The 25,620-nt window shown below is 54.9% G+C and carries 22 protein-coding genes; 10 read left to right on the top strand and 12 right to left on the bottom strand.

Features of this window, described 5'->3' with window-relative positions:
• Nucleotides 1-1,335: an MFS transporter gene (locus HRQ63_RS14175; protein WP_172244798.1), complete on the top strand. Its 1,335-nt coding sequence runs from the start codon at nt 1-3 to the stop codon at nt 1,333-1,335.
• Between the two features lie 353 nt (nt 1,336-1,688).
• Here HRQ63_RS14175 and HRQ63_RS14170 read toward each other — a convergent pair whose 3' ends face one another.
• From HRQ63_RS14170 to HRQ63_RS14150, 5 genes are all read right to left on the bottom strand, one after another.
• Nucleotides 1,689-2,633 (bottom strand): ABC transporter permease, encoded by a 945-nt coding sequence (locus tag HRQ63_RS14170; protein ID WP_172244796.1) that lies wholly within the window; start codon nt 2,631-2,633, stop codon nt 1,689-1,691.
• On the bottom strand, nt 2,630-3,355 hold the full coding sequence (locus HRQ63_RS14165; protein ID WP_172244794.1) for an ABC transporter ATP-binding protein: 726 nt from the start codon (nt 3,353-3,355) through the stop codon (nt 2,630-2,632). The genes HRQ63_RS14170 and HRQ63_RS14165 overlap by 4 nt, the downstream gene beginning before the upstream one ends.
• A gap of 15 nt (nt 3,356-3,370) precedes the next feature.
• Nucleotides 3,371-4,279: a hypothetical protein gene (locus tag HRQ63_RS14160; RefSeq protein ID WP_172244792.1), complete on the bottom strand. Its 909-nt coding sequence runs from the start codon at nt 4,277-4,279 to the stop codon at nt 3,371-3,373.
• Nucleotides 4,280-4,496: 217 nt separating this feature from the next.
• On the bottom strand, nt 4,497-5,201 hold the full coding sequence (locus HRQ63_RS14155) for a response regulator transcription factor (RefSeq protein ID WP_229714187.1): 705 nt from the start codon (nt 5,199-5,201) through the stop codon (nt 4,497-4,499).
• Complete coding sequence (locus HRQ63_RS14150; RefSeq protein WP_172244788.1) at nt 5,194-6,693, bottom strand: sensor histidine kinase; 1,500 nt, start codon at nt 6,691-6,693, stop codon at nt 5,194-5,196. The genes HRQ63_RS14155 and HRQ63_RS14150 overlap by 8 nt, the downstream gene beginning before the upstream one ends.
• 631 nt (nt 6,694-7,324) lie before the next feature.
• Between HRQ63_RS14150 and HRQ63_RS14145 the strand changes: the two genes are divergently transcribed.
• The gene (locus tag HRQ63_RS14145) at nt 7,325-7,885 is read left to right on the top strand and encodes a hypothetical protein (RefSeq protein ID WP_308809923.1); all 561 of its coding nucleotides are present in this window, start codon (nt 7,325-7,327) and stop codon (nt 7,883-7,885) included.
• Nucleotides 7,886-8,258: 373 nt separating this feature from the next.
• Here HRQ63_RS14145 and HRQ63_RS14140 read toward each other — a convergent pair whose 3' ends face one another.
• The gene (locus tag HRQ63_RS14140) at nt 8,259-9,761 is read right to left on the bottom strand and encodes an MFS transporter (RefSeq protein ID WP_229714186.1); all 1,503 of its coding nucleotides are present in this window, start codon (nt 9,759-9,761) and stop codon (nt 8,259-8,261) included.
• A gap of 183 nt (nt 9,762-9,944) precedes the next feature.
• On the opposite strand from HRQ63_RS14140, the gene HRQ63_RS14135 reads away from it, so the two are divergent.
• Nucleotides 9,945-10,364, top strand: a complete 420-nt coding sequence (locus HRQ63_RS14135; protein WP_172244786.1) for a MarR family winged helix-turn-helix transcriptional regulator — start codon at nt 9,945-9,947, stop codon at nt 10,362-10,364.
• A gap of 130 nt (nt 10,365-10,494) precedes the next feature.
• Here the strand turns inward: HRQ63_RS14135 and HRQ63_RS14130 are convergent, their stop codons facing one another.
• From HRQ63_RS14130 to HRQ63_RS14120, 3 genes are all read right to left on the bottom strand, one after another.
• On the bottom strand, nt 10,495-10,884 hold the full coding sequence (locus tag HRQ63_RS14130) for a hypothetical protein (RefSeq protein ID WP_172244784.1): 390 nt from the start codon (nt 10,882-10,884) through the stop codon (nt 10,495-10,497).
• Nucleotides 10,885-10,994: 110 nt separating this feature from the next.
• On the bottom strand, nt 10,995-12,197 hold the full coding sequence (gene fabV / locus HRQ63_RS14125; protein WP_172244782.1) for an enoyl-ACP reductase FabV: 1,203 nt from the start codon (nt 12,195-12,197) through the stop codon (nt 10,995-10,997).
• 287 nt (nt 12,198-12,484) lie between these two features.
• A complete protein-coding gene (locus tag HRQ63_RS14120) occupies nt 12,485-13,885 on the bottom strand; it encodes a methyl-accepting chemotaxis protein (protein WP_172244780.1) in 1,401 nt (466 codons plus the stop codon).
• 247 nt (nt 13,886-14,132) lie between these two features.
• Between HRQ63_RS14120 and HRQ63_RS14115 the strand changes: the two genes are divergently transcribed.
• Nucleotides 14,133-15,524 (top strand): SMI1/KNR4 family protein, encoded by a 1,392-nt coding sequence (locus tag HRQ63_RS14115; protein ID WP_172244778.1) that lies wholly within the window; start codon nt 14,133-14,135, stop codon nt 15,522-15,524.
• Between the two features lie 111 nt (nt 15,525-15,635).
• Here the strand turns inward: HRQ63_RS14115 and HRQ63_RS14110 are convergent, their stop codons facing one another.
• Complete coding sequence (locus tag HRQ63_RS14110; RefSeq protein ID WP_172244776.1) at nt 15,636-17,321, bottom strand: methyl-accepting chemotaxis protein; 1,686 nt, start codon at nt 17,319-17,321, stop codon at nt 15,636-15,638.
• A 307-nt stretch (nt 17,322-17,628) separates the two neighbouring features.
• Here HRQ63_RS14110 and HRQ63_RS14105 point away from each other — a divergent pair, with 307 nt between their 5' ends.
• The 3 genes from HRQ63_RS14105 (at nt 17,629) to HRQ63_RS14095 (ending at nt 20,317) form a co-directional block, all read left to right on the top strand.
• Entirely contained in the window at nt 17,629-18,822 is a 1,194-nt protein-coding gene (locus tag HRQ63_RS14105; RefSeq protein ID WP_172244774.1) for a M20 metallopeptidase family protein, read from the top strand.
• 300 nt (nt 18,823-19,122) lie between these two features.
• Nucleotides 19,123-19,866 (top strand): tRNA(His) guanylyltransferase Thg1 family protein, encoded by a 744-nt coding sequence (locus HRQ63_RS14100; protein ID WP_172244772.1) that lies wholly within the window; start codon nt 19,123-19,125, stop codon nt 19,864-19,866.
• Nucleotide 19,867: 1 nt separating this feature from the next.
• Entirely contained in the window at nt 19,868-20,317 is a 450-nt protein-coding gene (locus HRQ63_RS14095; RefSeq protein ID WP_172244770.1) for an AAA family ATPase, read from the top strand.
• 9 nt (nt 20,318-20,326) lie between these two features.
• Here the strand turns inward: HRQ63_RS14095 and HRQ63_RS14090 are convergent, their stop codons facing one another.
• Nucleotides 20,327-20,845 (bottom strand): GrpB family protein, encoded by a 519-nt coding sequence (locus tag HRQ63_RS14090; protein WP_172244768.1) that lies wholly within the window; start codon nt 20,843-20,845, stop codon nt 20,327-20,329.
• A gap of 126 nt (nt 20,846-20,971) precedes the next feature.
• Between HRQ63_RS14090 and HRQ63_RS14085 the strand changes: the two genes are divergently transcribed.
• From HRQ63_RS14085 to HRQ63_RS14075, 3 genes are all read left to right on the top strand, one after another.
• A complete protein-coding gene (locus tag HRQ63_RS14085) occupies nt 20,972-22,210 on the top strand; it encodes an MFS transporter (protein WP_172244766.1) in 1,239 nt (412 codons plus the stop codon).
• A gap of 236 nt (nt 22,211-22,446) precedes the next feature.
• Nucleotides 22,447-23,130 carry a deoxyribonuclease V gene (gene nfi / locus HRQ63_RS14080; protein WP_172244764.1) on the top strand — a complete coding sequence of 228 codons (684 nt, stop codon included), beginning with the start codon at nt 22,447-22,449 and terminating at the stop codon, nt 23,128-23,130.
• Nucleotides 23,131-23,196: 66 nt separating this feature from the next.
• On the top strand, nt 23,197-24,078 hold the full coding sequence (locus HRQ63_RS14075; RefSeq protein ID WP_172244762.1) for a hypothetical protein: 882 nt from the start codon (nt 23,197-23,199) through the stop codon (nt 24,076-24,078).
• A 115-nt stretch (nt 24,079-24,193) separates the two neighbouring features.
• On the opposite strand, the gene HRQ63_RS14070 is transcribed toward HRQ63_RS14075, so the two are convergent.
• On the bottom strand, nt 24,194-25,555 hold the full coding sequence (locus HRQ63_RS14070) for an amino acid permease (protein ID WP_172244760.1): 1,362 nt from the start codon (nt 25,553-25,555) through the stop codon (nt 24,194-24,196).
• Nucleotides 25,556-25,620: the final 65 nt, after the last annotated feature.

Below are 25,620 nucleotides of genomic sequence, written 5' to 3'. Positions count from 1 at the left end.
ATGCACTCTGAAATTGAAAAAAATCCGACGGCGAACCCCAACGCTTCGCGTTTGTCCATCTTCTTATCGCCGATCCGCCGCTCGAAAGCCTTTACCTACTTATGGCTCGGACAATGGATCGCGATGCTGGGAAGCTCGGTGTCGGTGCTTATTTTGCCGCTTGTCGTTTACTCGTTGACCGATTCGTCGACGGCGCTCGGGCTGGCGATGACGTGCTATATGCTGCCGAACATTTTGGCGCTGCCTTTTGCCGGATGGATCGTGGATAAAACGGATCGCTTGCGGCTTGTCATGCTCAGTAACGGGGCGCGGCTGTGCATTATGCTGCTCGCGGCGGTATCGATTTTCAGCGGAACTCTGACGTTGGAGCGGCTGTATATCGGATTGGTGTTTTACGGCATGATGGAAGGCGTGTTCAATCCGGCCTACTCCGCTTTGCGCGCTGAAGTATTTACGCCGGATATCCGCAACGCGGCCAATGCGCTGAGCCAGATCAGCATTCAAGGCGTTCGTCTGCTCGGCCCGGCACTGGGCGGGATGTTGGTTACCGCGTCATCGCCGGGTGCGGGCTTTGCGCTGGATTCGTTGACGTATCTCATCTCGCTCATTTGTTTCGCGATGCTGGGTCGGGTGCTGTCTGCGCAAAAAGGGCGAAGCGGCCTGTTCGCTTCGGCCAAAATAGCGCGTGCGGAACAAGCGGCGCAAACGCCCCATTCGCCTTCTGTCCTGTCCGGCTTCGGCACGGAATTCATGGAAGGCGTTCGCGTGCTGAGCAAGCTGCCGTGGCTTTGGATCACCATCGTCGCTTTTTCGCTGCTCAATATTTGCTACACCGGAATCGTCGCCGTGCTTGTGCCGTGGCTGTTCAAAGTTCATCACGGGCTGGATACGTCGGTGTACGGCATCGCGATGGCGGGAACGGCAGTCGGGGCGATCCTGGCGGCGGTGCTGTTCGGATCAAAAAAAGATTGGAAACGCCGCGGGTTGGTCGCTTACGGCGGAGCGCTGCTGGGCGGAGTAGCTTTGCTGCTTCTGTCTGTCGTGACCTGGGTGCCGGGACTCGTGATGGCGATGGTGCTGGAAGGCTTCGGCATGATGATGTTCATGATTATTTGGGAGATCAGCTTGCAGGAGCTTGTGCCCGCCGAAAGCTTCGGGCGCGTGGCAAGCCTCGATATGTTGGGATCGTTCGCGCTGCTTCCGGTGGGGTATCTGATTGTCGGGCGCCTGGCGGATACGATCGGCGGGATTCCGACGATCGCGATTTTTGCCGGGGCGGGGATTTCGATTTTGCTAGTCGCGTTGTGTTCGCCGCATATTCGGCGGTTCAACTGAGGGGAGCGAGCGTATAGGTGGCGCCGGGAGCCGGTTTCGACCTGCGCTTCGTTGTCCTTTCCCCCTCTGATTGAAGTAAAAGATTTAGAGGTGAGGAGAAAGGGCAAAGGCGCTTCGGTTCGAAACCGGCTCCCGGCTGGGCTATACGGGGGATAGGGTAAGAAAAGATAAGAGAAAATAAGAAAAGAGAAAGGATATGTATTAAAACAGGTTCCGCTTGGCTTTTCGGCCAAACGGAGCCTGTTTTAATGAAGGGACTTGGTTTGGAAAAGAAACATTCGACATTGCAAAGATTACGGCTTTTAAAAGGCTTTTTGATAATCTGGGCTTTGTTAGCTTTGAGCGTTGGGAACTTAGATTTCTTTTCGATCGAACAACAGAATCTGCGCGGTTGTCAGGACGGTCGCGCTGCCGATCAGGATGCCGGCGCCCATCGCCAATTGGCCGAAAGCGACCTCCGAGCCGATGATGCTTTTGTATAAAGCGGCGTATTCGGTCAGGAGCATCGGGGAGATTGCCGGGAACGCCAAGCCAAGGCCGTTCCATGCAACGAGCAGCAGGATTCCGAGCAGGAAGCCTGAAGTTGCGCTGCGGGCCAGGGTCGAAGCCAAAGCTGCGACGGTGCTGATTGCGGCGATAGGCAGCAGGGTTACGACATAGGCACCGAGTATGCTAAGCAGATTCAAGTCGCCAAGGCTTGCACCGGATAATAAAGCTGCGGCCAGGGAAAGGATCAATAGAATCGCCAGCAGGCCAGCTTGATAGATTAGCATCGCGCTTATTTTGCCGATGACAAGCGCAGGTCGACTTACGGGGCGGGTCAGCGGGATCTTGAGTTCGCCGCGTTCCCGCTCCCCGGCGAACAGATCGGCGGCCAACATGCAAGCCACGAGCGGGAGAATGACGGAAGCTGCGAGCGAAAGCAAGGTATACGGCAAATTTTCCGGGGAGAAGCGGATCAAGCTGCCCGTATTGCCGTTTAGCCATAACATAACCAGCGGAACCAAAGCAACCAGTACCGGAACAGCGCGATATTTGAATTGGGCCAAAATCTTGTGCAATTCCACTTCTGCCGTACGCCGGACCATTCCGCTAAGCGCAGGGCCGCTTGCTCGTCTGATTTTCATCGGGGCGCTGAAGCTTGCCGACTCCGACGATTCGGCGTCCGCTTTTGTCGCGGTAATTTTCGCCTTGCTCGCTTTGGCGACCGCGCCGTCTTGCCGCTTCCGCGAACTCGCTTCGGCCGGAACTTGCATGGTTTGAACCGGATCGGCCACTTCGTTACCGGGTCTGCTCATATGACTTCCCTCCCGTCCGCATTGGTCACTCTCAAATAATAACGTTCGATGCTTCCGTACTGTTCCAACACCTGCGGCACGGACGCGGTATCGACCAATACGCCTTCGCGCAGCACCGCAACATGGGTGCATAACTGTTCCATCTCGTGCGCCAAGTGGCTCGACAGAACGACCGCGCAGCCCCGCTTCCGTTCTTGCAGCAGCAGTTCGCGGAACATCGCGGTTCCTTCGATATCCATGCCGTTTGTCGGTTCGTCCAGCACCAGCAGTTCCGGCTGCGGCAGCAGCGCGCAAGCAAGAGCCAGACGCTGCTTCATGCCGACCGAAAATTTGCGTACCTTTTCTTTGCGGTAAGGCAGCAGTCCTACACGTTCCAACAGCGGTTCGACCATCGCCGCATCAAAGCCTGGGTAGAAGCGGCCGGTCAGCCGAAGGTTCTGCTCCGCCGTCAAATACGGATACAGCCCGGGCGTCTCGATCATGCAGCCTGTCCGTTCCAAAATGGCAGGAAGGTCTTCCGCAGGGTCCATGCCGAGCAGCGATAGGGTTCCCGCATCGGGTGCAAGCAGACCCGTCATGGCTTTCATCGCAGTCGTTTTTCCGCTGCCGTTGGGGCCGAGCAGACCCAACACCTGGCCGGCTTCGACTTCGAACGACAACTGATCGATCCCGCGCCGGTTGGCATACTTCTTGGTCAGGTTTTCTATGCGAACGATAGTCATGAGTAAGCTCCTCTCTTATTGTGAACGATCGCTGCCGAAAGGTCCGTGACCGAATTTGCCGCGGTCCGACTCCAGATCGACTTCTTCGACTGTTTTTCCGGTTACGTCGATATCTTGCGGAACGGTGCTGCCGATCTTGCTGAAGACACTATCAATCGAAGCTTCCAGCTCAACCTTCTGCCCATCCTTGTCCAGACCCGATACGCCGATGGTCGTTTTCAGAGCAGTAATGGTACCCTCCGTTACCGTAGCGTCCAGACGAACTTTTTCCACGCGGCCGTTCGACGTAATCGGGAACAACGAAGCCCCGTCAAAGTCCGACCACTCCGACTGCCACTGCGCTTCTTCGCTCAGACGATCCGTGCCCTGCCGCGCGCCTGCTTCCAGCACCGCGTTCATTGCGAGATTGGCAAGCTCCGGAATTTGCGCATCCGTCAGACTCAGCGTGATCGTATCGCCATTTTCCGTAAAACGGTTTTTGATGTCGCCCAGCAGCAGATCGCTCGCCGCTTCCGCCAGTCGAATCGCGCTTGGCGAAGTTTCGAAGTCCGGCTTCTCGCTAAGTTCTTCGCCCGAAGCGTCTACGGAGTAGTATTGATCGCCTTTACGCAAAATCAGCTTGTCGCCGTCCGTGGACTGCTCGACTGCCAGTGTTTTGCCGCCGATCTCGAATTGTCCCGACGAATAGAGATCTTCGCCTGCCGACTGGACTTCCAATTTACCGCTCGCCGTTACGGTACCGTTTTGCGTAACTTGAATATTGGAGGTCAGTGTCGAGTTGTCGATTGCCGCCGTCTTCACGACTGCCGTGCGGAAGTTGTCATAAGCGCTGCCGTTTGCATAGGCCGCCGCTCCGAGACTCGCCGTTACGATCATGCCTGCCGCCATTACGCCGATTGTTTTGTTGCGCGTGCTTTTTTTCATCCCAATCTCTCCTCTTGTTTGTAAAGTAGTTTGTTTCTTTTGCCTACTCATATCCTACAGCGGAGGGATAAACGGATCTTTCAACGTTTCTAAACAAAAGTTAAACCCGTTATAAATATTCGTTCAAAGACTTTCTTTTCTTCATATAAAAAGGACTTCCGCATACGCTCCACATTCGGCGCACGGAAGTCCTTGATCTTCATTTCCCCACTATTCATTATGCTTTAAAACGATACCCCGCGCCCCAGACCGTCTGAATCACCTTGGGATCGCCCGGATTTTCTTCGATCTTGTCGCGCAGCCGGTTGATATGTACCGCCACCGTCGCGCTGTCGCCGATCGCGTCGTAGCCCCAGATTCGCTCGTATAACGTTTCTTTGCTCAACACCATATCGACATGCTCGACCAGGAATAACAGCAGCTCGTATTCTTTGTTTTTGAGCGTCAGCTCTTCGCCTCGCACATACACCCGCCGCGACTGGGGCCGGATCGCGATTTGCCCGACCTTCAGCTCGCTGCCGTCCTTAGGCGCTCCGCCCCGGTTCCGCAGCCGCTCGTACTGAGCCAGATTGGCTTTCACGCGCGCGACCAGTTCACTTGGGGAAAAAGGCTTCACGATATAATCGTCCGCACCCAGCCCGAGTCCGCGTATCTTGTCGATATCCTCCTGCCTTGCCGTTACCATAAGAATCGGTACGTCCACCGTTTCCCGCAGTTTGCGGCAGACGGCGAATCCGTCTGCCCCCGGCAGCATGACATCGAGCAGGATCAGGTTGAATTCGCCGCTTGCTCCGCGCTCGATTCCTGCCGGGCCGTTATCGACGATCTGCACTTCAAACCCGTCAATCTCCAAATAATCCCGTTCGATCTCCGCAATAGCGCTATCGTCTTCTACGATCAGAATCTTTTTCCCGTTAGACACGTTGGCTTCCTCCTTCTGCATGATTGATCGGCAGTTCGATCACGATCCGCAGGCCGCCGCTTGCCGCATGCTCCGCGTGGATAGTTCCGCCCATAAACGTAATCGCTTTTTCCGAGATTGCCAATCCCAGGCCGCTGCCCCGATTCGGACTGTTGCGTGAAGCATCGCTGCGGTAAAAAACGTCGAACAGCTTCGGCAGCGCTTCGTCCGTGACGCCCGGCCCGTCATCTTCGACGGCAATGCGGAGTAGATGCTGCTGCCTCGCTGCCTCTACCGATACCGTAACTTCCGACCGTTCTTTGTACTTCAAACTATTTTCCACGATATTCGCCAGCACCCGCCGGAACTGAACCGGATCGGCGTGCAGCGTCACTCCTTTTTCCAACTTTCCGATATGGATCTTCAACCCCTCGTGCGCATGCTCTTCAGCCGCCGCCCGGAAAAAGCTTTCCAATTCTTCGCGCGCGTCCAGATCTTCCGGGTAATTCGGGTAATCGCCCAGGTCCATTTTCGAGAAAAGAAACAGACGCGACACCATATGGTCGATATCGTCGGCTTTGGTCTTGATCATGTTCACGTAGCGGTGCTGGGATTCCTTGGTCGCCGCCACGCCGTCCAACAGCCCTTCCGCGTACGCTTTGATCGAGGTCAGCGGAGAGCGCAGATCGTGCGAGATGCCGGCGAGCAGTTCTTTGCGGTTCATCTCCTGCTTCTGCACGGCCCATACCGATTCCTTCAAGCGCCCTGCCATTTCGTTAAACGCTTCGCATACCGGGCGGAATTCGTCTTTGCGCGCGTATTCGATCCGGTAGTCGAGGTTGCCGTCGCGGATCTGGTTCACGCCGTCGGACAGAATCTTCAGCGGATCGCGAATGTGCCGGAATACGAAACGGGTCAGGAATTGGCTGGTGAAAAACAATACGGCCAGCACACCGAGCATGATCCCGATCGGAATCCAGCCGTCGCCCCTGCCGTGCACGCTTTCTTCTTCGGCGACGATGCGCGTGCTGTACAGCTCGATGCGGTAGATGCTGCCCGATCCTTCCGCGTCCGTCACGTACAGCTCGCGGCCGTCCTGACCGATAATTCCGGTTCCGCCGAGCGAGGCAAGGCCGTTTTCAAGCTTGGTCGCGTCAAAAGGCTCCGTACCGAGCGAATAGCGCAGCGTTCCTGTGCCGAGTTCGGTTTCGGAATCGGTCGGCGCATCCGTTTCGTACACGCGCAGCGCCATATCGTTGTTCGTCAGCAGCTCATCGACGCGTTTCATCATGAATTCCAGCCTACCCGCATCCATATCCGGATTTTCCAAAACGGCATGAGCGGCTTCCATCACGGAATCGCGCGCGTCGTAATAATCTTTGTCGCTGCCGAATTCGAAATCGAACTCCCGCCAAAGCAGCAGCGCCAGCAAAATAGACAGCATGATCGCCAACACGATCGGAATGACGATCATGAGAATGTTGGATATGAAAAGCCTTCGTTTAATGGTCATGAATAATCTCCCGCTTTCGCTTGGGGTAGACGCGGATCGGTCTGGCACGTTTACGGACGGCTCTAGCTTCGATCATATGAATCGCCTACGTCGAACCGTAGACATAAAGCGAAGCCGATCCGTTTGCCGCATGCGTCGTTATCTTCTGAATGATAGCATGACAGGATAACGAAGGGTTAAACGAGATTTTAACAAAAGATAAACGGGTACCCTAAGCTTTAGTATTGACAAGGTACCGGCCGACTTTATGATGCGCACGAACCCGTTAACCCTCCGGCTGACAAGGGTTGAAGGTGCGACAGGGGAGTTTCTTTCGAGAAACGGCTTGTGCTATACTTTTTTATAAGAAACGACCGAGCGACGAAGAACGTCCTCCCGGCATTGAGCCGAGGGGGCGTTTTTTTGCGTTCGAAGACATTTAAGGAGGATAAGCAAGTGGCGGATAAGAGGAACAGGCTAACGAACAAGAACGAGCATTTAGAGAAACGGTCAACCCTGATTCCCGAATTCGAGCCAGGCTCCGGATTCGAATCGGCGCACGCCGCATTTTTGCAGCACCATATGCACCTTCGCTCCGGTGAGCGGCGCGGCCGACTGGAGCGAGGACATCAGTATGCGGAGAAGCTTTTTTTTGGAAAAGGTATGGTGGCCGCTTGTCGGAAACTTCGAGCATCTGCATCCCGAATACGAAATCTACGATTGGAACCGCCGTTCGCAATTTCTCGATTTTGCTTTTATTACCGGGAACGGCGATCGAATCGGTATCGAATGCGACGGCTTCCAAAGCCACATCAAAGATATGGATCGCGAACGGTTCAGTTATGCGCTGAATCGAGATACTTTTCTCGCGGGAATGGGTTGGAGAATGCTGCATTTCGCTTTCGACGATATTCAGAACCGCCCGGAGGTATGCCGGATGCTGCTGCAAATGAGCGTGATGCCGATGATGATAGGAACTTCCGCAACCCCAACACTTACCCCGATGCAAAAAGACGTACTAAAGCTGGCTTGGCGGTCGGGAAGAGCGATTCGACCGAAGGACGTAATGGAGGTGTATCGAATAAACTTCCGTACAGCTCGCAATCATTTGAATATTTTGGTGGAGCATCGATTGCTTAAACCCGTAGGCGACGGTAAGTATGTGCGCTATTACGAAATCGTCGGCGGATTTCCTAAATTGCTTTTGGAATAGTCAAGCCTATGTTGAAAAGCCTGTTCTCTACTTAATAAGCAGCATGAACAGGCTTTATTTGCGCGGAATGGGAACCCAATTAGAGTCAGGTGACAATGTGAAGCCGGACAAAGTTGTAAAGTGTGCAAGATTATGAGGACGATCTCAAGTCTTTCATCCATCAAGTTGTACAATCTGCAATATTATTGAAGGAAATGAGCAGGAAAGTAGATTCGAACAGCTATAATATTGCATCTTCTACAACTTGCACCTTAAAACGAATAGAAATAGGTTAAGAATGTTGTAAAATATGCAGCTTCGAGATACTTTTTCCTTCTCTAATCGTTATACGTTTTGCCGAAGCGGCCGTCCGTTGATCTTCTCCAACTGCCTATTACGCCTTCGCCGCCGCTCCATTCCCGCGACTGCTCTCGCCGCTTCCTCCCTCGCCCTCGCCTCCCCGCCGCTTGCGCGTCAGCAACCGCCATCCGGTCAACAGCGCGCCTACCACGCAAATCGAGGCGGAAACGGTAAAGACGATATGCATGCCGGCGAGGAAAATGTCCGGACGGTCCGGAATCAAGCCCGTTACCCGGTATCCCGCCCGATTGCTCATCACGCCGAACAGCGTGGTCGTCGCGACCGCGATCCCGACCACCATGCCGAGGTTGCGGATCAGCGAGTTGACGCTGCCTGCCACGCCGAGACGCGGACGCGGAACGGTCGACATGACGAGCGAGTTGTTTGGGGATTGGAACATGCCGCCACCCAAGCCAAGCAGCGCGATGAACCCGCCGACTGTAAACAACGTACTGCCTTCATGCAGCGAAGCCAGGCCCGCCTGCGCACCGACCATGAGCAGCAGTCCGATAAAAGTCAGCCATTCGGAGCCGAACCGATCGGACATCGCGCCGCTGATCGGAGCGATCACGACCATCACCAGCGGATAAATCATCATCATCCAACCCGCGTTGCTCGGCGACAAGCCGACAATCGATTGCAGGTAAAACGGCGCGATGATGTTGTAGCAGAACATGCTCACGAATACCAGAAAACCGCACAAAATGCTCAAGGTGAACAACGGATTCCGGAACAGACTCAGATCCAGCATCGGCTCCCCGATTCGCGATTCCACACGCAAGAATGCCAGGAACGAGGCAACCGCGAACAACAACAATCCGATAATCCGCCAGTCGCCGTATCCGATCTCCTGTCCCAGCAGAATGGCCGCGATCAGCGAGACGATAAATCCGGCAAATAACAAACTTCCGCCACCGTCGATGCGCTTTTTGGAAGTACGAATATCGCTGGGCAACAGCTTGGCTCCGAGCAGAATCGCAATCACTCCGATCGGCACATTGATCCAGAAGATCGACTCCCAGCCCAATGAACTAACCATAATCCCGCCGACTCCCGGACCCGCAATACTGCCGAGCGAGACGAACGTACCGACAAGCCCCAGGGCTTTGCCGCGTTCGTTAGCAGGGAAGATATCCGTCACGATGCCCTGACTATTCGCCATGGTCATCGAAGCACCTATAGCCTGAACGATACGTGCCGCGATCAATGTCGCCAACGATCCGCTAAGTCCGCATAACAGCGAACCCACGACGAATACAACCGTGCCGATTCTAAAAATACGAATCTTGCCGAAAATGTCGCCTAACCGGCCGAACAATAAGATAAACGAACAAATCGCCATCAAATAGATGCTCGATACCCACTGCGCATGTCCGAGCTGCAAGCCAAGGTCACCCGTGATCGTCGGCAGCGCCACATTGACGATACTCCCGTCGAGCGTCGCCATGAACGTAAATAAATTAAGAATGATCAGGATACGCCAGCGACGCTGTTGCACCTGGGGGTTGTCCTGATACGAGGAAATGGCCGAATTCACGTTTACACCTCCGCTTATTGGTTGCGCACGCAACGAGTTAACTCGTACAGTGTACGTCAAAAAGGTTGCGAACGCAACCAATATTCGTTACACTTTTCGATAATGAGTTAACCAAACGTACGGCATATCAACGTTCAGCCTGCTGCTGATCCGTTCCGTTTCAAGAAAGGAGTCTTCCCCGGCATGTCCGAACAATATCCGATCGGCAGATGGATTTCGATCCTCTATCGGCAAAATCAAAAACAATTGACGCAAGCCCTCAAACCCTACGGTCTGGGCGGCGGCGGTCAGCATGCGTTTCTCAAAAACATTCTGCTTCGTCCCGGCATTCGTCAGGATCAGCTCACGATTGACCTCAAATTCGATAAAGCAACGACAGCCCGCGCCGTTCAGCATCTGGAACAGGAAGGATATATCGAGCGAATCGCGGATAAGCAGGATCGCCGAGCGTATCTTCTTTACCCCACGCAAAAAGGTCTCGACTTCCTCCCTGTGCTGCTGCGGCTGCTTGAAGAGCATAACGCCGTTATCACCCGCAACCTAAGCAAAGAAGAAGAAGCACTCTTGGCCGGATTATTGAAAAAGGTGTACGAGGAGTCCTGATACCGGGCTTCATCCGTTTAACGCTGCCTGCAAGCCGTAAAAAGTATGCCGAAGCCGCTCCATCACAAAAACGGACAGCCCTGCTTGCACGGGCTGTCCGTTTTCATGTTCTATGTTTTAACGCGTCCGATTAGCGGCCTCTACTCTCCGACACCAGTCCGAAGCGCGACGCCACTCCAAGCAGAATCGCTACGGCAATTCCGATCACAAGCGCGATCCAAATGTACAAAAATACCGGACCGATGCCTTGCGACTCCAGAAACTGCCCGCCGAAGCGAATCAGCACGAACGATAGCGCAACCGAGCCCATAAAGGTCAGTACCAGCAGCCCTTTTTGCTTCGGCGTCGAACGGCGCAGCGTATCCGCAATCGACGAGCGATGGCGAACCGCCAATAGAAGCAGATACGCACCGAGTAACGGCGTCGTGAACGCATTGTCCAACGCAAACAAACTTACCGCCATCAAAGCGAGCAGCACCCAGGTCAAAGGTTGAAAAGCACGGTCAAATCTATTCAACAAACGTAAATCTCTCCTCTCTACGGTGCGTCAATCTATTCATCCCCTCCGTAAATCGAAGCCATTTTCTATCTATGTCCGCGAACTTTTTATACGGTGTGCCCGAGTTTGTTTTACACAGAACGTTGGCTGCCCGCAGGCATGTCCACGACCGGATTCGTATCGGCTTCATAGTCCACGCCGTCCGTTTCAAAGCCGAACAGTTGGAAGAACTCTTTACGGTAGCCTGCAAGGTCGCTCAGTTCTTCGATGTTTTCCGACGAAATGCGCGCCCAAATCTCCTCGACTTCCGCCTGCACATCGCTGCGCATCTCCCAATCGTCGATGCGGATACGGCCTGCTTCATCTACCGGAACCTCTTCCGTCGCATACAAGCGTTCGGCGAACAACCGATGCGTCTGCTCGATGCAGCCTTCATGCAGTCCTTTTTCCTTCATGATCTTATAAAGGACGGATACATAGAGCGGAACAACCGGAATAGCGGAACTGGATTGCGTAACCAATGCCTTGCTGACCGACACGAAAGCACGTCCGCCGTTTGCCGCCAATTGATTGCCGATGCGATGCGCCGTCGCCTCCAGATCGTCTTTCGCCCGACCGATCGAGCCTTCCCGATAGATCGGCTGCGTCAGATCCGGGCCGATGTAGGAGTAAGCAATCGTCGTCGCACCGTCAGCCAATACGCCGCCTTCGCGCAGCGCGTCGATCCACAACTGCCAATCGTCGCCGCCCATCACTTCTACCGTCGCCTCGATTTCCTCGTCCGTCGCCGGATCAAGCGTAACCTCGCTCACTTCGCCGGTGTGGAAATTGACGGTTTTATTCGTGTAGGATGCGCCGATCGGCTTAAGCACGGAGTTGACGGTCTCGCCCGTTTTCGGATTCGTGCGGCGCGCCGAAGCGACGCTGTACACGACCAAATCGACTTGTCCGAGTTCCGACTTGATGGTCTCCACCGTTTTGGCTTTGGTCTCGTTCGAAAAAGCATCGCCCGTTACGCTAAACGAACGGAGTCCCGCTTCGGCGGCTTTTTGCTCGAACGCGGCCGAATTGTACCAGCCTGCGGAGGCGGTACGCGTTTCGCTGCTTTTGCTCGGGCGGTATACGCCGACCGTCGCAGCGCCTGCGCCGAAAGCCGCCGCGATTCGCGCTGCCAGGCCATACCCTGTCGACGCTCCGATCACCAGTACATTTTTAGGGCCTTCCAGGCGCGGCTTGGCCGCGATATAGTCGATCTGCTGTTGAACCTGCGCAGCGCAGCCGTCCGGGTGAGCGGTTGTGCAAATAAATCCGCGCGTTCTTGGTTTGATTATCATCGTAATGTCCCTCGCTTTTTCGATTCTTGGGCGCGATCGACGGATCGATGCGGCGCTTGTCCGTAGGGCGTGCCTTAAAACACGCCTTATTATTGTAACAATTATTTCACAAATAGGCACACTCCGCGAAAGCGGATTGCGAACGCAGGCCTCCGCAATCGGCGAAAAAAGCAAAAAAAGCGAAGCCCTTCAGGACTTCGCTCGGATTCGATGTGTTAAGTTTTACGGTGAGACGTTACGCCTGCATGGTCCGGACGGGAGCGGTCCGGATTCCGAGCCTGACGGATTTAAACCAAGCTCGGTTTGCGGACCGGTTTCGGCGCGGCTGCGGGCTGCGATGCCGAAGAAGCCGCTGCTTCCGCTGCCGCGGCGGCGAAGCCTTCGCGTTCCTGCTGGTCGAAGCGGAACATCGCCGAAAGCTCGTCGAGGCGTTTCGAGCTTTCGCCCGTGCGGTGCGCTTGAACGGCAACTTCGCCGGACAGGGCCAATACGTTGGAAGCCTGCTCGAATATCGTTTCGGTGCCTTCGGCCGCTTCACCGTTGGCCGCCGCGATCTCGCTGATCGCTTTGGACAAGTTTTGCACCGAAGCGCTAAGCTGTTCGCTGGTCGCGCTGAAATCGGAAACCATGTTTTCGATATAGAGCGCGTCCTGCAAATAAGCGTCGGCGTTGCTTTGCATCATTTGATAATCGGCCGCGATCTCCGTCGTCATCAATTGCAGCAGGCGTCCGGTCTGGTTCTGAAGATTATCGACCGAACCTACTACCTTCTCGGTAACGCTATGGATCTGTCCGACGGACTGCTTCGAAGCGTCGGCCAGCTTGCGGATTTCGTCGGCCACGACCGCGAAGCCTTTGCCGGCTTCTCCGGCTCTCGCCGCTTCGATCGAAGCATTCAGCGCGAGCAGGTTGGTCTGCTGCGCGATTTGGAGAATCGAATCGGCCAGTTCGCGGATCATATTCACTGAGTGCGACTCTTCGAGCGCCAGATCCAACTGCGTTTTGACGTCAGTGTAAACTTTGGTGGTGACTTCGACCGATTGCGTCAGATTCTCCTGCGCTTCCATTGCGCGGGCGCTGACTTGTCCGGCCTGCTCGGCGCCTTCTTCGGCGCGTTTCGCGATCGATCCGACCGCGCGCTCGAACTCTTGGGTCGACGCGTCGATCTCTTCGGCGGAAGCCGCGGTCTGCTGCATGCCCGCCGCCATCAGCTCCGTCGTGGAGGAGACGCCGGACAATCCTTGTTCCATGCCGACGAACTTTTGTTGGGCAATCGCGGTCGCGTCTTTCAGCTCCGCGGATTCGCGGGAAACGCTGGCAAGCAGCATACGCGCCGCTTTGTGCATACGGTCCACCGCGCGGTTGAGCGTTCCGGTCTCGTCATTGCGCGCCAGATACTTTTCGGGCAGCTTTTGCGTGTAGTCGCCGTCGGCCATTTTGTCCAAATGCGCCGTGGCCGCTTGAATCGGTCGAACGATCCCTTTTACAATAAAGAACAACAAGACGAAAGACACGACGAAGCCGAACACCGAGACGACCAGCGGACCGATCCGCCATACGTTGGCCTGCTGAACGAAATCGCTCATCAATACGAAGTTCAAAACGGTAGGAAGCAGCATGCCGAGCACGGCAGCAGCCAGGATTCGAGTGAACAAGCTTCCGAACAGCGTTTTAAATCGGTTTTTCATTATTTTGCACCTCGTTTATCGTTATTGAGAGTAAAAAGGAACTTTAGACCTGTATTTCGGTTCAAACAAGCCGTCTTTCTCTCTATTCCGACAGCTTCTTATTCAAAAAAGGTCTTTAGGTCTAGTTCTTACTATCTAGTAGTTATTATATCCTAGTTAGCGAGTATTTAAACACTTCGTCACAAATTTTTTAAAATTTTATTTGCAGCAATTTAATTTAGAAGCTCAGCGAAAGGGAAGAAAAGTCATGAACAAGATCACGCAAGCAGGATTCAAAGCCTGGACGGAAAAATGGAGCCGGATCGCCGGACAAATTACCGACCGCAGCGGTCAAAGGGGCGGAAGCATTTATTCGTTTGCCGACGATCCGGAAAGCTTGATTGCGGAAATCGAACATCGGTTGTCGCTGCCTCTCCCGGAAGATCTCGCAGACTTGATCCGTTTCGGCGCTGTTCATGCCCAAGTCGATTGGAGGTTCCCCGGAGGCATTTTGCTCCCTTTCCCAGAGGTATCCGAAGGCGATCTCGGTTGGAATATTCAAAATGCGGAATTCCCCGATTTTTTCGACGAAAACGGCGAAGACGTAACGCAGCGCCGCTACCTTGCTTTTCATATGGCGGGCAACGGCGATCTGCTGCTGTTCGATCTGGAAAGCGCGTCAGGTTCTGCCGTCGTATCCTGGTCGCACGAAGAAGACGAGTTCCGTCTGCTGGCCCCGTCCCTGCCGGACTTTTTCGAACGGATCACGAAGCTTGGCCTGATCGGCGCCTACGGCGATATCTATATTCCTTTTCTCGGGAAAAACGGTCTGGAACCGGACGGGCCGAACGGGCAGCTGTGGCAGACGTGGCTCAAAGACTATAGGGAGCTGCAATGGGAAGACGTCAAAAACGATCTTCCCCGCGCTCTCCGATTATTCGAGATGATTGCCTCCGACGATCCTGATTTGACGCCGAGACGCGAGATCGGTCCTTTGCTAAAGGCATACCATTCCGTCGAAGATATCTTTCGCGAATGGTCGGCACGCGGCGAAGAACCTCAACCGAAGCGGAATCGCCGCGACCGGCTGATCCTGATCGGCGAAGCGATGGGCAGCGACGCGGCCGATTGGGTGCGTGCTCTATGGGTGGCGAAAGCCGGCAAGGATGCCGCCGCCTTTCCTCGCGAAGCAGACGAAGGCGTGCTGCATCGTCTCGCAGCCGCATGCCTGCCCGAAGACGAAGGCCTGGCGCTCGTGCTGCGCGATATCGAGCGTAAAGCCCGGCAATCCGGCCGACGGATCTCGCCGCCGACTCATTCGCTGGCACCGTTCCGCAGCCGCCGCGTCATCCCCTGGATAGAACCGCTTGTCTCGTTCCCGTTCAGCGGCTGGGACACGCTGCTCGCCGCTTCCCGACCGCAAGCCGAAGACCTGATCCGCTGGCTGCAAAGCGCCGACGCGCTCCGCATGACCGCCGTCTCCGCGATCGGCATGCTGCCCGAACGCGAAATTCCGGCTTTGTTCGCCGGCCCGAACGGTCATGCGGAGCGCACCGAACTCCTGCGCCTGCTCGACGCCCTGCACGCCTCCGCCGTGCTGCGCAAAGAAAAAGCGGCGATCTCCGAAGCGATCGCCGCCCTTGCCTTTCCCCTAACCTAACGTGTACCTCGTCAGGTTTAAGATTTGCGATTTTTCTATTCAAGGCGAAGCGAAGATGCGAATTTCTACCGCAGCATCGCCCCAAGCCGCCTCCCCGAATAGGAAGTTCGTTCAAACCTTGAATCGCCCCACAAGCACGCGCAGTTCATCCGCAAGCTTGTTCAACGACGAAGCCCCGTGCAGCATTTCTTCCCCCGCCGCCAGTTGTTCCTCCGTCGCGGCCGCGATTTCCTGCGTGCCGCCGGAAATTTCTTGCGTTCCCGAGCTGACGTCCTCCATGGAACGCGAGACATCGGCGAAGCCGTCGTGCACTTGCGACGTCGAAGCCGCCATCGCCTCCGTGCGATCCGACACTTCGCCGATCGCGTGCAGAATGCCGCCGAACTGCTGCGCGCCGTGGCGCGTCACGCCTGCGCCTTCTTCCACGCGTGTCTTCACGTCGTTCATTTTTTCCATCGCCGCCTGCGTTTCTTGCTGAATGCTGGCGACCAATTCCTTGATTTCGCGCGTCGAATCGGCCGATTGTTCGGCAAGCTTTTTCACCTCGCCCGCCACGATCGTAAAGCCTCGACCGGCCTCGCCGGCCCGGGCCGCTTCGATGGAAGCATTCAACGACAGCAGGTTGGTCTGCCCGGAAATTTCGTTGATGAGGGAAGTGATGTCATCAATCCGCTCCGCATGGACAGCAAGCTGGGCGATCCGTTCATCCGCCTCAACCACAGCCGATTTGATATCGCTCATCTGCTCATCGATCTGAACGATCGCCCGCTCGCCTTCGGCGGCCCGACGACTCATATCCCGCGAAAAAGCCGCGACTTCAGCCGTCGAAGCGGCAATCTGCGTAATTTTTTCCAAAGTCTCTTTGGCCGATTCCGTGCTTTGCCCGACCGTCTGCGTCTGCTCTCCCGCACGCTCCGCGATTTGCTGCATGGCAGCCGCTACCTGATGCGAAGTCGATTTGGATTGTTCGGCACTGGCGGAGAACTGCTCGGACGCCGAAGCCAGATGTTCCGAAGCTTCGCCCACTCTTGCCATCATGTCGCGCAGCGAACCGACAAATCGGTTGAAACTGCCTGCCAGGTGACCGAATTCGTCTTTTTTATCCCACTCGATTCGGCTGGTCAGATCGGCATCGCCTTCCGCAATCTCGCTCATTCTGCGTTCCAGCAGCGTAAGCGGCCGCATGATGGAGCGCAGCAGCCAGAACCCGAGTCCAAGACCCGCGGCTGCCGCCGCCAAAACGACGCCGAACAGTATCTTCTGATTCCGCTTGGCTTCACGTTCATTCACTGCCTTCATTGCATCTACTTCGGTATCCAATCTTTCAACAAACTCATTTACGGCCGGATCGACCTTCTCCTTGCGGAGCGTCCGCTCCTCGCCGAAATGCAGCCGCTCGGCTTGCTCTTGCCGTCCGCTTGCGACGAACTGCAGTACCTGTCCGTTCAGATCGATCATCCGGCTCAACTCGGCCCCGATCTTTTGCAGCGACTCCGAATCATCACCCTGCAAACGAAGAGCTTCCGATTCCAGCATAGCTTGGATTTCTTCCGTCTTTTTTTCCATGCCGTCCGCAAATTCCTTATCGCCGGCCAGCAAATATCCGCGCTCGTCATTGGCAAGCCCGGTCATGCGGTATTGCAACTGCTTCAAGAACGTTTGCGTTTCCAGCTTATCTTCCAATTTGGCGGAGCTTTTCATACTGTTATCGATCGCAATCAGAGACAGGGCGCCGCTACCGATCAACACGGCAACCAACATCAAAATAACAGTGAATAATTTAGTTCTGACTCTCATTGTTCTCCTGCTTCCCGGTTCATTTTTGATTGTAGTGCTTCCGTTGTATTATCGGTCTTTTGTCCTGATTTTTATAGTATTTTGTCGAAAAAAGTCGTGATTGTTACTTCTCGTTTTCACAATTCACAGTCATTAACTCGGAAAATAAAATTCACTGCCGCCAAATGCCCGGCATGCTTTACTTTTTGCGCAGTTTAAGCCGCTTTGCATATTTGACGCTTTACCGGGAAAGTGATATTTTGAAAACCATATTGATGATCATGTGAAAACAAAGGGTGTTATTACATATTGCGGGAGGATCGATTAAATGACTGCACAGACAAAAGATCAATGGATCGAACGCCTTGAAGGCGAATATGAACAGATCGTAGAATGGCGCCGCCACATGCACGCTAACCCGGAGCTGTCGTTCCAGGAAACGAATACGGCCTGCTTTATCGCGGAAACGTTGACCGGATTCGGCTACGAAGTGCGTACAGGCGTAGGCGGTAACGGTATTCTTGCCGATTTGAAAGGCGCGCATCCGGGACCGTCGATCGCTTTCCGCGCCGACTTCGACGCCCTGCCGATCGAAGAAGAGAACCATGTTCCTTATAAATCGAACAATCCCGGGGTGATGCACGCTTGCGGACACGACGGACACACCTCGACGCTGCTCGGCGTTGCCAAAGTGCTGGCGGATCGCCAAAACGAGCTGAACGGAAGCCTGCGCTTCATTTTCCAACATGCCGAAGAGAAACTGCCGGGCGGCGCGATCGCGATGATCGAAGCGGGCGCGCTTGACGGCATCGACGAAGTGTACGGCGCGCATCTGGCGAGTTATATGCCGCTGGGCAAGCTTTCCGTCTCGTCCGGCCCTTCGATGGCGGCGGTCGATTCGTTCGCCATCACGGTACAAGGCAAAGGCGGACACGGCGCGAAGCCGCACCAGACCGTCGACGCGATCGTCGTCGGCAGCCAGCTCGTGACTTCGCTTCAGCATATCGTGGCGCGCCATATCAACCCGCTGCATTCGGCCGTCGTAACCGTAGGCGTATTCCAAGCCGGATCGGCGTTCAACGTTATCGCGGACAAAGCCAAGATCGAAGGTACGGTACGCAGCTTCGATCCGGACGTGCGCAAGCAGCTCGAACGCGATATCCGCGACATGGTTCACGGCATCACGCTCGCCGAGCATGCCACCTATGAACTGGACTACGTAAACGGCTACCCGGCGCTCGTCAACCCGCCGCGGCAAGCCGAAGAAGTTCGAGCCGTTTTCGCCCGTCAGTTCGGCGAAGAGGCCCTGTTCGGCCTTGACGCTTCGATGGGCGCGGAAGACTTCGCCTACTATCTCCAACATCGCCCGGGCAACTTCTTCAACGTCGGCTCGCAAAACGAAAACGAAGACACGGCCTTCCCGCACCACCACCCGCGCTTCGACATCGACGAACGCGCCCTGCTGATCGCCGCCAAAGCCTTCCTGGCGATCGCAGCCGATAAGCTGCTCGGCGAAGCCTGATTTTTTCTCTTCTTATTCTTATCCGCATTTCCGCAAAAAACCGACGATATCGAATCGTCGGTTCAACATGCCGAGAAACTCCAACGTAGCTGGAAGCGAGAAGACGGAGAGAAAAATTCAGTGAAAGACGCCTTTGAGCGCGGAAAGCCGTAGGCTTTCTGCGCGAGACAGCGTCTTGAGCGAATTTTTCTCGGAGTCTTTTCGCTTCCCCGCCGAAGTAACTTTCGAGAGCAGCCTGAACCGACGATATTCGAATCGTCGGTTTTTTCACACCTTCCCTACAAAGGAGATTTTCACATCATGCATATCGACGACTTCGGCACGCGCATGAAACATTACGAGAATGCGTTCCGCCATCACCTGCCCGGCCGCATGCCCGTATTGATCCGCATCGACGGCTGCCATTTTCACACCTTCACCAAAGGCATGAACAAACCTTTTGACGAACCGCTGATCCATGTATTCTGGGAAACGTGCAAATACCTCGCGCAAAACATCATGGGCTGCAAGCTGGCCTACCATCAAAGCGACGAAATTTCGATCCTGCTGACCAACTACGATAAGCTGACGACCGCTTCGTGGTTTGAAAACAATCTGCAAAAGATCGTCTCTGTCGCCGCGTCCATGGCAACGGCCAAGTTCAATGAAGAGATTTGCAACGTCTATCCCGATCGACCGCTCGCTACCTTCGACGCGCGTGCTTGGGTGCTGCCGCAGGACGAAGTAACGAATTATTTTCTGTGGCGACAAATGGATGCGACCAAAAACAGCATCTCCATGGTCGCGCAAGCCAACTTCCCGCATCATGAACTGCAAGGATTGGACGGCAGCGCGCTGCAAGAAAAGCTTTTTTCGGAAAAGGCCCTGAATTGGAACGATCTTCCCGCTTGGCAAAAACGCGGCGCCTGCATCGTGAAAAAAGAGTTCTTGAAAGGTACGGCCGTGCGCCGCAGATGGGAAGCGGATCTAGATACGCCTGTTTTTTCGCAAGACCGGGACTATATCAATCGCTTCGTCTATCTGGATCGGGAAAAGGGCGTGTAGCATGGAATGCATCATATTTATGGGCATCCAGGCTACCGGCAAATCGACTTTTTACAAGGAACGTTATGTCGACACCCATCTGCGGCTCAATATGGACATGCTTAAAACAAGGTATCGGGAAAAGCTTTTGTTACAGGCTTTGCTCGAAAGTAAGCAGCCGTTTGTGGTCGATAATACTAATCCGCTGCCGGAAGATCGGTTCACCTATATCGAAGAAGCCAAAAAACACCGTTTCTCCGTCGTCGGTTTCTACTTCGAACCGGATTATGCGGAAAGCATTCGGCGCAACGCGCAGCGGAGCGGCAAATCCGTCGTACGGGAAATCGGAATCCAAAGCGTCATGAAAAAACTCACCGTCCCTTCTTTTGCGGAAGGATTCGATGAGCTGTACCGAGTGAGGTCGACGAATGGAACATTTACCGTAGAAGAGATAACTAACGAAGGATCATGAATCGTCGGCTTAGATACAGGCCTTCTGTAGGATCTCCTGAATAAACGCCGTCTTTCCCTCCACATAAGCGTCAATATCCGTTCGATGCCGTTCGGCCAGGTCCAGCTTGATCTTGGCGTATTCGTCACGTGCCGCCTCATGCTGCCGCAAATAATCGCGCAGGGCGATATGCTCCAAATATCCTTTTCCGTCCGGCGGGCAGACATAGAGGTGGAACTTCATAAAGCCCAAGTCCCTCGTCGGGTGAAAAGCTTCCCTGCCTTCCACGCCCAGATTGCCTTGATGTTCAAATCCTTGCAGGCGCAAGCGTTCGATAATTTCGGGCAGCGCTTCCCTGCTTTTCATTACGGCATCCAGATCGATAATCGGCTTGGCCGGCAGTCCTTCGACCGACGTGCTGCCTACATGCTCGATGCCGATCAATAAGTCGCCGATCCATTCCTTTAAGGCAGCGGAGATCTTTTCGAACTCCTCCGGCCAAGCGGAATCGTAAGGAACAACTTCGATGAATCGGGTGCGTTCAGCCATCCTTTTTTCCTCCTGATTTTCTTTTTCGATAGGGTTGTTTTCCGAGCTTCTTCTATAGTAACCTATATTTTAGCAGCCAACGAAAACGCTTTAACTTCAATTTGACGACACCGGAGGAAATCCCGCATGGCAAGAACGCTTTTCCCGAGACTTCGCGGCAACAGCCGGGGCTGCCTCGCTTTCGAACCTTTTTTCCTGATTCCGTACAGCATGATGGCGACTTACGCCACGCTGTACATGTACGAGCTCGGCGTAAGCGAAACGAATATCGGCTGGATCACGACGCTCGGGCTGATGGTGCAGGTGATGTCGGCGTTCATGAGCGGGTATCTGACGGACCGCATGGGACGCAAACGCGCCATCCTCACCTTCGACGTGCTCAGCTGGAGCGTAGCGATGCTGATCTTCGCTTTTTCGCAAAATATCTGGTTCTTCGTCATCGCGACCTTCATTAACGGTCTTCAGCGGGTTCCGCACGTGGCCTTCTATTGCTTGATCGTGGAAGACACGCCGAAAAAGGACCGGACCTACGTGTTCACGCTGCTTCAGATCATCGGCGTTGTCGGCGGACTGTTCGCGCCGCTCGGCGGTTTGCTGGTCGATCATTACGGATTGGTGGACGGAACTCGGATCATGTACGTGATGTGTTCGGTGCTGATGACCTTCCAGTTTATCGGACGGCACGTGACGACGAAGGAAACGGAAATGGGCTATCGAAAAATGCAGGAGACGAAAGATCTCGGGCTCAAAAAAAGCATGATCGATTACAGCGGCGCGATCCGCGATCTGTTCGCCAGCCGCAGCCTGATGTTGATCTTCGTCGTTTACATCTTGTTCAACTTCCAGATGACGCTCAAAACGACGTATCTCTCGCTGTATCTGGCCGATTATCTGAAGGTGGACAGCGGGCTGATCTCGCTCGTGCCGGCCGTATCCTCTATCGTGATGCTGCTCGCCCTATGGTTCATCATGCCGAAGATTCCTGCCGAAGGCGAGACTCGCTCGATGATGGCCGGTTTTGCCTTATCGGTGCTGTCGAACGTGATGCTTGTGATCTGGCCGACGTCGAATCTGGTCTGGATCGGCCTGAGCACGGTGCTTGCGGCCGTAGGCTTGATGATCAGTTCGCCGTACCTGGAAGCGGCCGTCCAAAACGCGATCGACGACGAAAAAAGGGCCAAAGTGTTCTCGATGCTCTCCGTCGTGATCCTTCTGCTGACTTCTCCGGCGGGGATCGTGGGAGGCTGGGCGTATACGCTCGACCCTCGGATTCCGATTTGGATCATTACGGGATCGTTCGCGGCGGCGTTCGTGTTCTTGATGATCTACTTGAATCGGGTGCGGGGAGGAAAGGCCTATTCGTGAGGGGAAGCTTGGGGCGCTGCGGGAGAAATTCGTTATAGCTTCGACTCAAATAGATCTTTTAAGGGAATTAAAAAGGGCGCCTAAGCGGCGTCTCTTTTTTGTTTGAACAAGGAAAAAGATTAGGAAGCGAAATTCGGTGCGGTTTGATATGAGCCTAGCAGGTTTGTTATAAATGGGTTAAGGCTATGGCAAGGAAAAGAATCGGGAGGAAAAAGTCAGGTTGACGGGAGGACGTTATGCAATCCGTAATGAAGCATGCTTGGAATTTGAGCGAAAAGGAAGCGATCCGGCTTCAAGAGGAATGGGCGGGAAAAGTCTCGTTGGAGACTCCGCAAGGTTGGAAAGTTCGGCGGGCCGCGGGGGCGGATGTGGCTTACGACAAAAACGAAGATCGGTTGATTGCGGCGGTGGTGGTGTTGGATGCGGAGACGCTGGAGGTTGTGGAGACGGCCGCCGCGGAAGGCAAGCCTTCGTTCCCTTATATTCCGGGCCTGTTTTCGTTTCGCGAATTGCCGCCATTGTTGGAAGCGTTCAAATGCCTGAAAACGCCGCCTGACTTGATCGTGTGCGACGGGCAGGGCATTGCGCATCCGCGAAGATTCGGGCTGGCCAGCCATCTGGGACTGCTGCTGGATATACCGACGATCGGATGCGGCAAAACGCGGCTGATCGGGGAACACGAAGAACCGGACGGCGAACGCGGATCGGCTTCGCCGCTGGTTGACGGAGACGAGACGATCGGTTACTGCCTGCGTACGCAAAACGGCGTCAAGCCGGTCTACGTCTCCGCGGGTCACCGTTTATCCCAGGCAGACGCTTGCGAATGGATCTTGAAACTGACTCAGCGCTACCGCCTTCCCGAAACGACGCGGCAGGCGGATCAATGCGTGAAACGGGAACTGGGCAAGCCGATAAGCTGATCGCGTTCGAATCGAATATCGGCGCTTCGGGCAGTGCGGAACGCGAAATCGAAAGGAGTTCATCTAATGACCGATATCCTCAAAACCTACAAAAAACGCATTGCCCTGTTCAAAAAACTCTACCATTACAACAACGGCACTTACGATCGCCAACGCGGCGTGACGGTTTATGACGTTAAAATCCTGTCTGCCGAAGAGTCGGCCTTTATGAATGAACTGCAGTGGAACCCCAATGATATCGTCCAGTTGAATCATGATGCATTGATCCCTGCGATTACCAAGCTTATTGAAGACGAACGATTATCGAAAGATCGTCTGATCGGCGAATTCGTGGCTGCGGCAGGAGGAAGCTATCGGCGCGGAATCAACGGCTTGATGAACCTGCATTTCGCCGCGCTTATTCCTGAACACCCCTATCATCCGGCGCAAAGACTCGCGGCATGCGGGATTTGCGGCTTTAGCGAGCTGTCGACTCGAACGCACGATAATCTATCCGATATCCGCGAATCCTTGTGGCTCGGATATAACTGGCATTCTCCCCAAGGCATCTATGCGGATCTCACGGAACGGATCGAACTGCCGGAAATACATCCGACCGAAGAGGATGCGGCGGCACTCAAAAGTTTGCTTGAAGGCGTTGCCCGCGCTCAAGCCGGCGAGACTCCGGGAAAATTAGAGAAACGCCTCAGCGCGGAAAAGGTCATCAAAGGCAACTCGGGAACGCGGCGCGCCCTGCTCAGTACCTTGGCCGAAGTCGGCGTGATTCCGAATGCTGCCATGCCTGTCGATCCGAAGCGCTGGATCAACCACGAAGTGATGGTTCAAACAGGCATGAATCTGGACTCCACGCAAGGACGCTCCGATATTGAGATGCCGTACGCCGGATGGCGCGGGCATCTCGGCGTCGATTGGGATCGGGCGAAGGAACTGTTCGGTAACTATCTGTAAATGACGCATGGAGTGCTTTACGCGCATAAAAAAAGAAGCCGGATGCGACGTTTGCCGCACCAGGCTTCTTTTCGTATGCATCAAAACCTATCATCGATAGGCTGGCTCTTCCGTGCTATACCGTCGACTTTTTAAACTTCAACACCGACCAGACCGTCAACAGCGCCAACACGCCCACGCAGACGCCGATGCTGAACCGGTTCTGCGGATCGATCACGAAGCCTGCCGCGATTACCGCAAGAATGACGGCCGTCGCACCCGTAATATACGGATAGCCCCAGATGCGGAACGTCGGCTTCGTCGGATACTGCGGGCGCAGCTTGAGCTGGGCCAAGCAGATCGACAGCCAAACGACGAGCACCACGAAGCCCGGAACCGCCAGCAGGATCGCGAACAGATTGTCTTCCGCGACATAGGCGATCACCGCTCCCAGTACCAGCACGGCCGCGCACAGGCGCAAACTGCCGATCGGCACGCCTTTTTCCGTGGTCATGCCCAGCGCTTTCGGCGCTTCCCCGGCAGCCGCCATCGAATGCAGCATCCGCGTCGCGCCGTAAATGCTGGAGTTGGCCGCCGACAGCACCGCGATCACTAAAATGAAGTTGATGATATGCGCGGCTCCGCCGAGGCCCGTCGCTTCCAATACCTGTACGAACGGACTGTTTTGCCCCGCTAACTGATTCCACGGAATAAGTCCGCAAATGATCAGGATCGGCAGCGTATAAAAAAGCACGACGCGCAGGATGAAGCTTTTGACGACTCTGGGCATCACCTTTTCCGCATCTTTCGCCTCGGTCAGCGTCATCCCGATCAGCTCCGAGCCTCCGTAGGAAAACATGACGACGAGAAGGGCCGAAAAGATCGACAACCATCCGTTCGGCATAAAGCCTCCGTGCGCGGTAAAGTTCGTCAATCCCGGAGCTTCGCCGGTCGCGCCCGGAATCAAGCCGAACAACAGGCCCGCACCCAGAATAATAAACACCACGATCATGGCGATCTTAATCCCGGCCAGCCAAAATTCCGTTTCCCCGAAGCTTTCGACGCTCATCCGGTTGATGCCGAGAATCAGCGCCGCGCTGGCAAGACTCAATACCCACAGCGGCACGCCGGGCATCCAGTATTGCAAAAACGATCCTGCCGCCGTCACTTCGATCACGCACACGCTGAGCATAAGAAAAGCATACAGCCAGCCTACGATAAACGCCGGACGCGGGCCGAATGCCTGACGGATAAATTCTTTCATGTTGCGGTTGGGGTAGACGCTCGCCAATTCCGCGATCGCCCCCATGACGACCAACAGCAGCAGGCCGCCGAACAGGTAGGTCAGCACGACGGCCGGCCCCGCAAGCCCGATCGTCTCGGCGCTGCCTTTGAAAATGCCGGTCCCGATGACGCCGCCCATGGCCATAAAACTGATATGCCGCGGCAGCAGTTTCTTTTGAAGCTTTTCGCCGCCCGACTGATTTGCGCTTTCCACTCGACTTCCTCCGATTCTTTTTCACAGTAATGCACACCCGCGTTTGCGAGACGCATACTCTATCC

Origin of the sequence: Saccharibacillus endophyticus (assembly GCF_013185185.1) — a bacterium.
Lineage (GTDB): Bacteria > Bacillota > Bacilli > Paenibacillales > Paenibacillaceae > Saccharibacillus > Saccharibacillus endophyticus.
This window is presented reverse-complemented; position numbering and strand designations above follow the sequence as displayed.